Origin of the sequence: Bradyrhizobium sp. LA6.8 (assembly GCF_040547935.1) — a bacterium.
GTDB lineage: Bacteria > Pseudomonadota > Alphaproteobacteria > Rhizobiales > Xanthobacteraceae > Bradyrhizobium > Bradyrhizobium barranii.
This window is the reverse complement of record NZ_JBEPQQ010000001.1, coordinates 903,375-915,688: the sequence shown is the minus strand read 5'-3', so window position 1 is coordinate 915,688 and position 12,314 is coordinate 903,375. Positions and strand designations below refer to the sequence as shown.

The 12,314-nt window shown below is 64.1% G+C and carries 10 protein-coding genes; 6 read left to right on the top strand and 4 right to left on the bottom strand.

The features are described 5' to 3' along the window. Positions 1 to 161 precede the first annotated feature (161 nt). From ABIA90_RS03880 to ABIA90_RS03855, 6 genes are all read left to right on the top strand, one after another. Positions 162 to 836, top strand: coding sequence for an HAD-IA family hydrolase (locus ABIA90_RS03880; protein WP_063984022.1), 675 nt, complete (start codon positions 162 to 164; stop codon positions 834 to 836). A 153-nt stretch (positions 837 to 989) separates the two neighbouring features. Further along, positions 990 to 1,493: a hypothetical protein gene (locus ABIA90_RS03875; protein ID WP_354117354.1), complete on the top strand. Its 504-nt coding sequence runs from the start codon at positions 990 to 992 to the stop codon at positions 1,491 to 1,493. Between the two features lie 131 nt (positions 1,494 to 1,624). Continuing rightward, positions 1,625 to 2,677: a GTP 3',8-cyclase MoaA gene (moaA, locus tag ABIA90_RS03870; RefSeq protein ID WP_085404869.1), complete on the top strand. Its 1,053-nt coding sequence runs from the start codon at positions 1,625 to 1,627 to the stop codon at positions 2,675 to 2,677. A 300-nt stretch (positions 2,678 to 2,977) separates the two neighbouring features. Further along, positions 2,978 to 3,517 carry a TRAP transporter small permease subunit gene (locus tag ABIA90_RS03865; protein ID WP_014496195.1) on the top strand — a complete coding sequence of 180 codons (540 nt, stop codon included), beginning with the start codon at positions 2,978 to 2,980 and terminating at the stop codon, positions 3,515 to 3,517. Further along, complete coding sequence (locus ABIA90_RS03860; RefSeq protein WP_063984025.1) at positions 3,514 to 5,115, top strand: TRAP transporter large permease; 1,602 nt, start codon at positions 3,514 to 3,516, stop codon at positions 5,113 to 5,115. The genes ABIA90_RS03865 and ABIA90_RS03860 overlap by 4 nt, the downstream gene beginning before the upstream one ends. 238 nt (positions 5,116 to 5,353) lie before the next feature. Further along, entirely contained in the window at positions 5,354 to 6,640 is a 1,287-nt protein-coding gene (locus tag ABIA90_RS03855; protein ID WP_354117353.1) for a M20/M25/M40 family metallo-hydrolase, read from the top strand. 126 nt (positions 6,641 to 6,766) lie between these two features. Here the strand turns inward: ABIA90_RS03855 and ABIA90_RS03850 are convergent, their stop codons facing one another. The 4 genes from ABIA90_RS03850 to ABIA90_RS03835 all read right to left on the bottom strand — a co-directional run bounded on the left by ABIA90_RS03850 (position 6,767) and on the right by ABIA90_RS03835 (position 11,853). Then, positions 6,767 to 8,167, bottom strand: a complete 1,401-nt coding sequence (locus ABIA90_RS03850; protein WP_354117352.1) for a sensor histidine kinase — start codon at positions 8,165 to 8,167, stop codon at positions 6,767 to 6,769. 1 nt (position 8,168) lies between these two features. Further along, on the bottom strand, positions 8,169 to 8,843 hold the full coding sequence (locus ABIA90_RS03845) for a response regulator transcription factor (protein ID WP_028146749.1): 675 nt from the start codon (positions 8,841 to 8,843) through the stop codon (positions 8,169 to 8,171). A 161-nt stretch (positions 8,844 to 9,004) separates the two neighbouring features. Continuing rightward, on the bottom strand, positions 9,005 to 9,958 hold the full coding sequence (locus ABIA90_RS03840; protein WP_502916619.1) for an ABC transporter substrate-binding protein: 954 nt from the start codon (positions 9,956 to 9,958) through the stop codon (positions 9,005 to 9,007). Positions 9,959 to 10,089: 131 nt separating this feature from the next. Next, complete coding sequence (locus tag ABIA90_RS03835; protein ID WP_354117350.1) at positions 10,090 to 11,853, bottom strand: cache domain-containing protein; 1,764 nt, start codon at positions 11,851 to 11,853, stop codon at positions 10,090 to 10,092. Positions 11,854 to 12,314 lie beyond the last annotated feature (461 nt).

Genomic DNA, 12,314 nt, shown 5'->3' with positions numbered 1-12,314 from the left:
CGCCCGCCCCTGAATTTTAGAGTGTGCCGCCGATAGGTTGCTTGCGGCGGCCTATGTAGCCTCGTTTTTCCCGCCGGAACAGGCCTCCGGGCCGATCTTATAAGGTGAACTTATGGCTTCGGCCCTTGCGCCGATCCGGCCGGCCCGATAGCGCTGGGACCATGACCTCCCCTTACACCCTCGTCTTCGATCTCGACGGCACGCTTGTGGATACGGCGCCCGACCTGATCACCGCGCTGAATTTCGTGCTCGACCGCGAAGGGCTGCCGCCCGTGCCGATGGCCTCGGCCCGCAACATGATCGGCGCCGGCGCCCGCAAGCTGATCGAACGGGGGCTGGAGGCCGAAGGCCGCATGGTCACGCCGGCGGACATGGACCGGATGACGGCGGATTTCATCGCCTATTACGCCGACCATATCGCGGTCGAATCCCGCCCGTTCGAAGGGCTCGAGGCCGCGCTCGACCAGTTTGCCGCCCAGGGCCACCGGCTGGCGGTCTGCACCAACAAGCTGGAATGGCTGTCGAAGCGGCTTTTGGACCAGCTCGACCTCACCCGCCGCTTTGCAGCGATCTGCGGCGCGGACACCTTTGGCGTCCAGAAGCCCGATCCGACCATTTTCCGCGAGACCGTGGCGCGCGCCGGCGGAGCGGTCAAAGCCAGTATCATGGTCGGCGATGCCGGAACCGACGTCGGCGTGGCCCGGCGCGCCGGGGTGCCCGTGATCGGGGTCAGCTTCGGCTATACGGACGTGCCGATCGCCGAGCTGAAGCCGGACCGGCTGATCCATCACATGCGCGACCTGCCGGCCGCGGCCCACAGCCTGATGACTGCCTAGGAACCACAAGCCTCTGAGATAACTGCCATATTCTACGGAACCCTGCGTTAACCATCTATTAACTATGCGCAGCGCGCCGGTTGCTTGCTTGGAACGACGCTCGTAGGTTCGCCCGGGGATGTGGCGGTTCGTCGCAGTTAGAAGTGGGTGGTCATGCGTCGTGTCATCGCGATTGCGCTAGCGGGAGCGAGCCTTGGTGGCTGCTCCTCGATGTCTTGGGACATGTTCAAATCGGCGCCGCCGACCGTCCAGGTCCGGCTCGAATCCAATCCTCCGGGGGCTGACGCCACGACCTCGCTGGGTGCGGGTTGCAAGACCCCCTGCTCCGTCTCGGTTCCCGCCCCCGACGCGCCGTTCACCGTCGCTTTCGCGCTGCCGAAATATCAGCCGGCGAGCGTGCCGGTGAACGTGATCAAGAATCCCGGGGATTTCACCACGCCCGCCTCGGTCACCACCGACCCGAATCCGGTGTTCGCGGAACTCCAGCCGGCAGTGCCGCCCAAGCCTGTGAAGAAGCCGCACCGGCCGAAGAAGCCGAAGCCGGCCGCAGCCGCCGCGGCCCCTGCGGATGCCGCACCCGCTGCGGCCCCTGCGGATGCTGCACCTGCTGCGGTGGCGGGCTCGCCGTTCCCCGATCCGAACGCAGGAAAGCGCTGATCCAGGCGCTGATTACGTATACCACCCGATTGTCCTAACCGCGTCCGATGCTTAGATTGCTTCCAGAGCACCACTGAAGCAAAGGTGCGCCCGTCGCCGTAAGTGACAAGGCATTTGGCAAGGCATCTGGTATGAACGGACCTTCCGCGAGCCCTCTCGCAGCAGCGAGCCCCCGCGACGCGCTGTCGAGCGCGATGACCGATCCGTTCGGGCGGACCATCTCGTATTTGCGCGTATCCGTCACCGACCGCTGCGATCTGCGTTGCTTCTATTGCATGTCGGAAGACATGACGTTCCTGCCCAAGGCGGACCTGCTGACGCTGGAGGAGCTCGACCGGCTCTGCACGGCCTTCATCGCCAAGGGCGTGAAGAAGCTGCGGCTCACCGGCGGCGAGCCGCTGGTCCGCCGCAACGTGATGACGCTGGTGCGCTCGCTGTCCCGCCACCTTTCGAGCGGCGCCTTGAGCGAGCTGACCCTGACCACCAACGGCACCCAGCTTGCGAAACACGCCCGGGAGCTCGCCGATTGCGGCGTCCGCCGCATCAACGTCTCGCTCGACACGCTCGATCCCAAGAAATTTCGTGAGATCACCCGCTGGGGCGAGATCGACAAGGTGCTGGAGGGCATCGAAGCCGCGCGCGCCGCTGGGCTTGGCGTGAAGATCAACGCGGTGGCGCTGAAGAACCTCAACGAGGACGAGCTTCCCGACCTGATGCGCTGGGCGCACGGCAAGGGCATGGGCCTGACGCTGATCGAGGTCATGCCGATGGGCGAGATCGGCTCGGGCCGTATCGACCAGTACCTGCCGCTGTCGCTGGTGCGCGCGCGGCTCGCCCAGCAATTCACGTTGACCGATCTGGCCGAGAGCACCGGCGGGCCGGCGCGCTATGTCAGCGTTGCCGAGACCGGCGGCAAGCTCGGCTTCATCACGCCGATGACCCATAATTTCTGCGAATCCTGCAACCGGGTGCGCATCACCTGCACGGGCACGCTGCACACCTGCCTCGGCCACGAGGATGCTTCAGATTTGCGCAAACCCCTGCGTGCATCTGACGACGACATGCTGCTTGCGGATGCGATCGACCGCGCCATCGGGCTGAAGCCCAAGGGCCACGATTTCATCATCGACCGCCGCCACGACCGCCCCAGCGTCTCCAGGCACATGAGCGTCACGGGCGGCTGAGGGATTCGCGCCCTCCCCGCCATAAGCTTTTGACTCGGCGTCAATTTGCCCATTTTCCGATTGACGGCGCACAAGCCCGCTGGTTTGGTGCAGCCGCCTTTGCTTGCCCGGCAGCAATAAGCCGGCCGCGCCCCTTTGGCGGTCGCGGTCAAGACGGCAAGGCACGAGGGGAGGACTGACGCCGCAATCGCTCCGGAATATTGTCCGTGCGGTCGCGTGCTTTTCGCACGCCGGCCAGGCGATGCGTGCTGAAGCCTCCCGTAAAGTGTTGGGCCGCGACGGCGACGGAGAGAAAGTAAGATGCGTCCATTGCTGGCGGTGAGCAACGCCATCGACGCCCTCAATGAAAAGATTGGGTACGTCTGTAACATCCTGGTGCTGCTGGCGTGCCTGGTCAGCGCGGCCAATGCCATGATCCGCTATGCCTTCAGCAACTCTTCGAACGGCTGGCTGGAGCTGCAATGGTACATGTTCGCCATCCTGGTGATGTTCGGCGCGTCCTACACCTTCAAGCGCAACGAGCATGTCCGCGTCGAGATCTTCTACCTCACGCTCTCGGAACGCGGCCAGCTCTGGCTCGACATGATCGGCACGCTCTGCTTCCTGATCCCCTCCTGCCTCCTGCTCGCCTATCTGTCCTGGCCGTTCTTCATGCAGGCCTATAACGTCGGCGAGATGTCGGGCAATGCCGGCGGCCTGATCCGCTGGCCCATCAAGTTCGTGATCCCCGCCGGCTTCGTATTGCTGGCGCTCCAGGGTGTTTCCGAAGTCATCAAGCGAATCGCGGCTCTCCAGGGCTATGTGACGATCGACGCCAAGTACGAGAGGCCGACCCAATGATTACGCTGGAAATGATGCCGCCGCTGATGTTCGGCGGCCTGGTTCTGGCGATGCTGATCGGCTTCCCCGTCGCATTCACGCTCGCGGCGGTCGGCCTCTCCTTCGGCTTCCTCGCCATCCATCTCGGATTCTTCGACCTCAACTTCCTCCAGGCGATTCCCGGCCGCGTGTTCGGCAGCGTGCTTTCCAACGAGCTGCTGCTCGCGATCCCGTTCTTCACCTTCATGGGCGCCATATTAGAGAGATGTGGACTAGCCGAAGATATGCTGGACTCGATGGGCCAGCTGTTCGGCCCGGTCCGCGGCGGCCTCGGCTATTCCGTCATCATCGTCGGTTTCATCCTCGGCGCCATCACCGGCACGGTGGCGGCGCAGGTCATCGCCATGGCGCTGATCTCGATGCCGGTGATGATCCGCTACGGCTACAACATGCGCTACATCACCGGCGTGCTCGCGGCCTCCGGCACGATCACTCAGCTGGTGCCGCCCTCGCTGGTGCTGATCGTGCTCGCCGACCAGCTCGGCAAGTCGGTCGGCGACATGTATCTCGGCGCCTGGGGCCCGTCGGTGTTCCAGATCATGCTGTTCGCCGGCTACACCTTCATCCTCGGCCTGATCAAGCCGAGCCACGTGCCGCCGGTGCCGAAGGAAGCGCGCACCCTGACCGGCTGGGCGCTGTGGAAGAAGTGCCTGATGGGCATCATCCCCTCGGCCGTGCTGATCTTCGTCGTGCTCGGCACCATGATGATGGGTCTTGCGACCCCGACGGAAGCCGGCGCCATGGGCGCGGTCGGCGCCATCGTGCTCGCCGCGATCCATCACAAGGACTTCACCTCGAAGGACCGCATGATCCTGATCGGCGGCGTGATCGCCGCCGGCGTCGGCACCATCGTCGCGATGCTGTTCACCGAGAACCTGGTCTTCAGGCTCTCGTTCGCAGTCACCTATCTCGCCGTGGCCTGGATCTGCATCCAGGCCGCGCGCATCCCCGAGCTGCGCGACCTCATCAAGCAGGGCTACGAGTCCACCATGCGCCTCACCTGCATGGTCACCTTCATCCTGATCGGCTCGACCTGCTTCTCGGTGGTGTTCCTCGGCGTCTCCGGCGGCGTCTGGCTCGAGCATCTGCTGACCTCGCTGCCCGGCGGCGTGTGGGGCTTCCTGATCTTCATCAACCTCTTCATCTTCTTCCTGGCGTTCTTCCTCGACTTCTTCGAGATCGCCTTCATCATCCTGCCGATGATCGCGCCGATCGCGCAGAAGGTCCTCGCCCCGGTGGTGGGACCGGACGCGGCGCTGATCTGGTTCGGCGTGATGCTGTGCGTGAACATGCAGACCTCGTTCCTGCATCCCCCGTTCGGCTTCGCGCTATTCTATCTGCGCGGCGTGGCGCCGAAGGAAGTGAAGAGCTCCGACATCTATTGGGGTGCAATCCCCTGGATCGGCCTGCAGCTGATCATGGTGCTGCTCGTGATCATCTTCCCGATCACGGTGACGGGCCTGCTCGACAAGCCGCTCAACGTCGATCTCGACAAGGTCAAGATCGAAGTGCCGCAGATCGACCTGCCGCCGCTGGATCTCGGACCACCGCAGAAGTAGCGGCCGCGCTTTCTTCCTTCTCCCCTTGCGGGAGAAGGTGGCGCGAAGCGCCGGATGAGGGGTTCTCTCCGCGCACTCGAATGAGCGTTGGACCCGCGGGGACAACCCCTCACCCGTCTCGCCGCTATCGCGGCGAGCCACCCTCTCCCGCAAGGGGAGAGGGTGAAGTGACCCACACGTGACAAGCAACGCAAACACGGGCATACCGGGCCATCCTCCAACTGATGGACCGCCGCGCATGTCCCGATCGCTCCCTGCTCCGTCGCTCGCTCCCTTGATCGCATCGCTCTGGCTGGCATGTGCCGCAACGCTTGCGCATGCGGAACCGATGAGCGATGTCCATGCGCTGGCGCAAAAGGAGCAGCAGCCGCTGCTCGACACGCTGCGCGATCTCGTCAGCATCGAATCCGGCAGCAAGGACATCGACGGCCTGAACCAGATCGCCGAGCGCGTTGCCGGCCAGCTCAAGCAGCTCGGCGGCACGGTGGAGATTTTACACCCCACCGATGTCTATCGCCTCGACGACACGCCCGAGACAATCGGCCCGGCCGTGCACGCCGTGTTCAAGGGCACCGGCAGCAAGAAGATCATGCTGATCGCCCACATGGACACGGTGTACCTGAAGGGCATGCTGAAGGACCAGCCGTTCCGCGTCGACGGCGACAAGGCCTACGGCCTCGGCATTGCCGACGACAAGCAGGGCGTCGCGCTCATTCTCCATACCGTGGCGATGCTCCAGAAACTCAATTTTAGGGATTACGGCACGCTCACGGTGCTCACCAATGGCGACGAGGAGATCTCCTCGCCCGGCTGGCGCAGCACCATCACCAAATTCGCCGCGGATCAGGACGTGGTGTTCTCGTTCGAGGGCGGCGGCACCGACGGCACACTGCGCCTTGCCACCAGCGGCATCGGCTCGGCCTATCTTACGGTGCACGGCAAGTCCTCGCACGCCGGCGCGCGGCCCGAGGGCGGCGTCAACGCGCTGTACGAGCTCTCGCACCAGGTGCTGCAGATGAAGGACCTGTCCAAGCCCGAGCAGGGCCTGAAGCTGAACTGGACGGTCTCCAAGGCCGGCACCAACCGCAACGTGATCCCGGCCGACGCCTCGGCCCAGGCCGATGCGCGTGCGCTCAAGGTCGCCGACTTCGACGAATTGCAGAAGGCGCTGCAGGAGAAGATCAAGAATCGCCTGCTGCCCGACTCCAGGGTCGACTTGAAATTCGAGGTGCGCCGCCCGCCGCTGGAGGCCAACGACGCCTCGCGCCGCGTCGCAGCCTACGGCAAGACAATCTATGGGGAAATCGGACTGTCCCTCAAGGTCGACGAGAAGGCGACCGGCGGCGGCACCGACGCCGCGTTTGCCGCGCTCAAGACCAGCGGCGCCGTGGTGGAAGGCATGGGCCTGTCAGGCTTCGGCGCGCACTCCAACGATGCCGAATATGTGCAGATCAACAGCATCGTGCCGCGGCTCTATCTGGCCACGCGCATGATCATGGATCTGTCCACGGGCAAGCTGAAATAGCGCGCCGCTTTCTTCCCTTCTCCCCTTGTGAGAGAAGGTGGCGCGAAGCGCCGGATGAGGGGTCTCTATCCGCACGTTTTAATGAGAGTTGGACTCGCGGAGAGAACCCCTCACCCGTCTCGCCGCTTATCGCGGCGAGCCACCCTCTCCCACAAGGGGAGAGGGTGAAGAAGCCGTCTTCTCCGCCAGCCGAAACCGCAGCGTGAACTCCGCGCCGCCGCCCGGAAGATTCTCCACCGCCACCGTCGCGGCATGATCGTCCGCGACCCCGCGCACGATCGAGAGCCCGAGGCCCGCGCCGTCGCTGCGCTGGCGGTCGGCGCGCCAGAAGCGCTGGAAGATCAGCTCGCGCTCGGCCTCAGCGATGCCGGGGCCGCAATCGCGCACGCGCACCGAACCGTCCTCGCGCACCTCGACGTCGACGGAGGTATCCTTCGCCGTGAACTTGATGGCGTTTTCGGCGAGGTTGAAGATCGCGCGCTGGAGCATCTCCGCATTGCCGTGGATCAGCACCGGCGCGTCGGCGCCCTTCAGCGCGATGTCCTTGTGCTGCGCGATCGCGAACGGCGCGATGGAGCCGACCACCTCGGCACAGACGGCGCGCAGGTCCGCGGTCTCGCCGGGATCGAGCACCAGGGTGTCGAGCTCGGCGATCTCCAGCAGCTGGGCGACGATGCGGCTCATGCCTTCGATGTCATCGTGCAGCGCCTTCCTTGCGGCGCCATCGCCCAGCGTCTCGATCCGCGTGCGCAGGATCGTGAGCGGCGTGCGCAACTGATGCGCGGCATCCGCCGTGAACTGCCGCTGCACCCGAAAACCGTCCTCGAGCCGGTCGAGCGCCTGGTTGACGGCGGTGACGAGCGGCATGATCTCGCGCGGGATCTGTTCCGTCGGCAGGCGGATGTCGGTGCGCGCCGGGCCGATATTGCTGGCCTCCTCCGACGCCTTCCACAATGGCGCGATGGCGCGGCGGAAGATGATGATATCGGCGGCGAGCAGGATCAGCAGGATGGGAATGGTGATCCACCCGACCCGGCGGAAGAAGTTCGAGATGATGTCGTCGATGATGACGTCACGATGCGCCAGATCCTCGGCCACGCGGATGCGCACGATCTTGCCGTCGATGATGCGGGTGACGCCGGCGCCTGAAATCGTCTCGGAAAGTGTCGGCGGCGCCGACGCGGCCGCTCCCGTCTTGCGGCGGGACGAAAACAGCAAATGGCCGTCGGCATCGCGGATGTCGTAGAGATAGCGGCCGTAGGCTTCCGAATAGAGGCCTCGCAGGCTGTCCGGCAGGTTGAACGTCAGCAGGCCGTCCGGCGCCGCGACAATGCGCTCGGCCAGCACCTCGGCCTGCGCGCGCATGGCTTCGCGGTGCAGCTGGTCGACTTCGGAATTGAGCAGCCAGAACAGCACCAGCGGCAGGAAGATCGCGACCACCGCGACCGCCACGATGTGCATGAACACGATGCGCCAGATCAACGATTTGAATGTCGGCGATCTGCCATAGGCCCCGGCGGCCGCCACGCTATTTCTCCTCGGACATGAGATAGCCGACGCCGCGGATGGTGTGGATCACGACCTTGGCGCCGTGCTCGGTGAGCTGCTTGCGCAGCCGCGAGACGTAGACCTCGACCGCGTTGGAGGCGACCTCGCCTTCGAGCCCGAAGATATGGTCCTCGACGTTCTTCTTCGGCACCACCCGCCCCTGCCGGCGCAGCAGGATCTCCAGCACCGAGGTCTCGCGCGCGGAGATGATCCGCGGCTGGTCGTCGACGAAGATCTGGCGGCTTTCGGTGTCGTAGACGAGATTGGCGAGGCGCAGCGAGCGGCCGAGCAGCTGGCCCGGCCGGCGCAGGATCGCCTCCAGCCGCGCCACCAGCTCCTCCATGGCGAACGGCTTTGCGAGATAGTCGTCGGCGCCGCTGCGCAGGCCGCTGACGCGGTCCTGTAGGCCGCCGCGCGCGGTCAGCACCAGCACCGGCAGCGGCTCCATCTGCCGGCGCAGCTCGCGCAGCACCGACAGGCCGTCGCCGTCGGGCAAGCCGAGGTCAAGGATCATCGCAGCATAGCTGACGCTGCTGACCGCCTCGCGTGCCTCGGCCGCGGTGCTCACGATGTCGCTCTGGTAGCCGGCGGCCGACAGCCCGGCGGCAACGAGCCGCGACAGCTCGACATTGTCCTCGACGATCAGAAGGCGCATCGCAGTCCCGCCGGATGTTCCGGTGCAATCACGGCTCGCGCCGCATCTTCGCTCTCTTCCACCATTCCGGCCGCCTCGGCCAGCGAAAAAGCGCGTGGCAGGCTGGCCCACGCCCCCTGTCAGGTTCGTGTAAGCCGACCTGGGCGCGTTCCCATGATGATTTACTCGATCACCTCATCCGCGCCGGCAATGACTGCTGCGGAGAACGGATGGCCGAGCAGTTTCGCTGCCTTCAAATTGACAACGAGCTCCACCTTCGTGACGAGCTGAACCGGAAGATCGGAAGGCTTCTCGCCCGACAGAACGCGTCCGGCATAGATACCCGCGCGACGGTGCGACTGCATGAAATCTCCTCCGTAGCTCATCAAACCTCCAGCCACGGGAAAGTCTCGGGTCTGCGTGATTGCGGGCAATTGATATTTCATCGCGAGAGCCGCCAGCCGGGCACTGCGAAATGCAAAATAAGGGTCGGAGGTAAACACAACTCCGCCTGGCCCGTCCCTGGCAACGGCCGCGAACACGGATTCAAATTCATCCTCCTTGCTTGCGCTATAGATCTGCAGTTGAACCCGCAGGGTTTCTGCGGCCGCCTGAAGCTTCTGCAATTGTGATGGTGCGGTCGGACTTGTCGGGTTGGCGACCACCGCCAATCTGGTCGCCGTGGGCAACAGGTCGCGCATCAGCTCAAGCCGCTTTGGCGACACATCGACGCTCAGGCTCGATACCCCCGTGATATTTCCGCCCGGCCGCGACAGGCTGTCCACCACGCGTAGCTGAACGGGGTCGCCGCCCATCTCGAACACGATGGTCTTGGTCGTACCCGTACCCTTCGCGGCAAGTGCCACGGGAGCCCCGCCAGGAGCCACGATCAGATCTACATTTCTGGCGACCAATTCGGCAGCCAGGGCTGGCAATCGAGAATATTGTCCGGCGGCCCACTGAAAGTCGATCGCCACATTGCGCCCCTCGACGAAGCCGGCTTCCTCCAGTCCCTGTCGGAAAGCCTCAAGTCGACTGCCAAAGAGCTCGGGTGACTCCGGGCAAAGATATCCGATGACCGGCATGGAGGGCTTCTGCCCATACGAGACGGTCGTCCACGTCGCGGCGCCTGCCATCCAAAGAAGAAAATCACGCCGTCTGGCGCGTCTGCGTAGCGTTGCTGCTTCAGAGTTGGCGCACCTCATGCCCACGGACCCGCTGCCGTCAGCCGTTTGCCGGAGCATAGCCCCGGATACGCGGACAGTCTCTAGCGGATTGTGCCGGGCATCCCGCTGCCACTCGGCTCGAGAGCCTCGAAGGATATTCCGAAGACTGGAATGGCTTCGTCAAATCCTTTGATCTCGCGGCCCCCGAGATCCTCAACGGGCCGCCTGCCCTTGACGTCGGCGGCGACTTTGGCGTCGATCAGGATTTCCTTGTCTGCGGCAGATGCGCACAGCCGGGCCGCAAGATTCACGACGCTTCCAATGGCGGTGTAGTCGAGCCGGTCCTCGTATCCGATCCGGCCGACAGTCGCCGGCCCGCTGGCAAGGCCGATTCCGAAACCAATGTGGTAGCCACGCGATCGCCAGCCGGCGATGAGGGCTTGCACGTTCGTCTGCATGTCGATGGCGAGATCGATGGCTCTCAATGCAGGCTCTTCGACCGGGACAGGTGCGTTCACCAGCACCATCAGTCCGTCTCCGGAGAAATTGATCAGCGTCGCTTCGAATTTCGTGATGACCCTGCCAAGGCTTTCATAATATTCCGACAATACGCTCATGACGTCCTCGGGCGCGGCGCCTGCTGAAAACGCGGTGAACCCCCTCAAATCGCAGAAGACAACGACGACTTCCGTACGGCGGCCGTCCAGCACGCTGTCATCGCCGGCTCGATCGACGAGATCGGCGACCTGAGGGGCAAGGAACCGCTTGAGCTTGGCGATGCGCTCCTGGTGCTGCTGCGCCAGCGCCAACTCGGACGCCATTCTGTTGAAACTGTTTGCAAGACGCTGGAACTCGTCCCCGGTGTGGATCGAGATGCGGTGGTCAAAGGACCCGGCACCAATCCTCTCCGTGCCCTCCTCGAGCAGCTTGATCGGCTCCGTCATCCGGTGCGCCAATGCATAGGCAAGAATGCCTGCGAGCATGGTGCTGATTGCGAGAAGCATTGCCGTCCGCCACAGGGCGGAATAGATCGGCGCGTAAGCTTCGGATAGCGGCTGCACGACCACGACTGTCCAGTCGGGGCCCTGTACGGGAGCAGCGCTGGCGGCAACATAGTGTCCTTGCGCATCCCGGCTCGTGGCGAAGCCCGCTTTCGACCCTATCGCGTCCCGCACAGCCCGAAATGGCTTGGAGGTTGCTTCCTCCGCCCCGCGGAGCACGAGGCTGATGTCGGGATGGGCGATCAGGCGACCCGATCGGTCCAGGACGAAGGCGGAGCCGGTCTTTCCGACCTTGATCGCCGAGATCACGTCCCAAATCAGCTTGAGGTTCACTTCGGCTATGACTGCGCCGACAGCCGGCCGGTTGCCGGCAATCCCGACCGTCAAGTACGGTTCGGAGCCTCGATTGTAGCTGACGTCGCTGAACCAGATCTGAGCTGCGCGGGCACCAACCAAGGCGGGATCGGCTGATCGGTCCGTGCGGCTCTCGATACGATTGAGGCCGATCCGCGAGATGTAGAGACGCTCCAGGCCATTGCCGTCGAGGAGTGTGAGACTGACGATGGCGGGCGCTTGTCGAAGCAGGCGCAACGCGTCGGTCCGCCGGCGTTCGTCGAACTCGTCACTCCATGGAAGCTGAACCAGCCAGCCAAGCTGACTCGTGATGCCGTGGATGAAATCGTGTATTTCGGCGGCCGCGGATGCGGACTGGAGGCTAAGCCACTGGTCGAGCCTCGCGCGCTGATCGCGATAGCCGAACCACGCCTCAATGACGCCGTTGAATGCAAGTGGGATCGCGACAGCCACGAAAAGCGCGAACAGATATTTATGAAAAAGGCCGCGAAACCGATCCTGAGGAATCATGATCCGGTCTCCTGATAATCACATAAATACAATGACCCAGAATAACATGTCGCTCCGCCGTCGGGTGGGGTTCATTCGAACCCGAGCGTACCGGTGCACCCTTCGCGCTTTCTAGGGCGGACCAGCCGCGCGGTCCGGCGACAAATTGGCGCCATGGCTGAATTGTCGGCCGATGTCAGCCTCCGGCTGACTGGCCTTCGCGCCGCACGCCGGCTTTTGACCACCCTGAACGGGCGTTGCTGCCGAGCAGACGTAGCATGCGCCGCAGCCACGTTGATCTAGGTCAAGCATCACCCCCGCCTTTGGCCTCACGTCATGTTCAGCCCATTTCAGGCGGCGACGTCGCCTTTCAGTTCGCTGGCGCCCGGCAATTTCCAGCTCGGCGTCGCATTCTTCCAGTGGCCTCCTCTCCCTCCTGATCCTGCAGCAGGCTTATTGGGGGTTCGTCGACGAGGACCTTG

Bases quoted from the DNA above. Each gene is read 5' to 3' on its own strand.
- ABIA90_RS03880 (WP_063984022.1), top strand. From the start codon at position 162: ATGACCTCCCCTTACACCCTCGTCTTCGATCTCGACGGCACGCTTGTG.
- ABIA90_RS03835 (WP_354117350.1), bottom strand. From the start codon at position 11,853: ATGATTCCTCAGGATCGGTTTCGCGGCCTTTTTCATAAATATCTGTTC.
- ABIA90_RS03865 (WP_014496195.1), top strand. From the start codon at position 2,978: ATGCGTCCATTGCTGGCGGTGAGCAACGCCATCGACGCCCTCAATGAA.
- ABIA90_RS03845 (WP_028146749.1), bottom strand. From the start codon at position 8,843: ATGCGCCTTCTGATCGTCGAGGACAATGTCGAGCTGTCGCGGCTCGTT.
- ABIA90_RS03860 (WP_063984025.1), top strand. From the start codon at position 3,514: ATGATTACGCTGGAAATGATGCCGCCGCTGATGTTCGGCGGCCTGGTT.
- ABIA90_RS03840 (WP_502916619.1), bottom strand. From the start codon at position 9,958: ATGGCAGGCGCCGCGACGTGGACGACCGTCTCGTATGGGCAGAAGCCC.
- ABIA90_RS03875 (WP_354117354.1), top strand. From the start codon at position 990: ATGCGTCGTGTCATCGCGATTGCGCTAGCGGGAGCGAGCCTTGGTGGC.
- ABIA90_RS03855 (WP_354117353.1), top strand. From the start codon at position 5,354: ATGTCCCGATCGCTCCCTGCTCCGTCGCTCGCTCCCTTGATCGCATCG.
- moaA (WP_085404869.1), top strand. From the start codon at position 1,625: ATGAACGGACCTTCCGCGAGCCCTCTCGCAGCAGCGAGCCCCCGCGAC.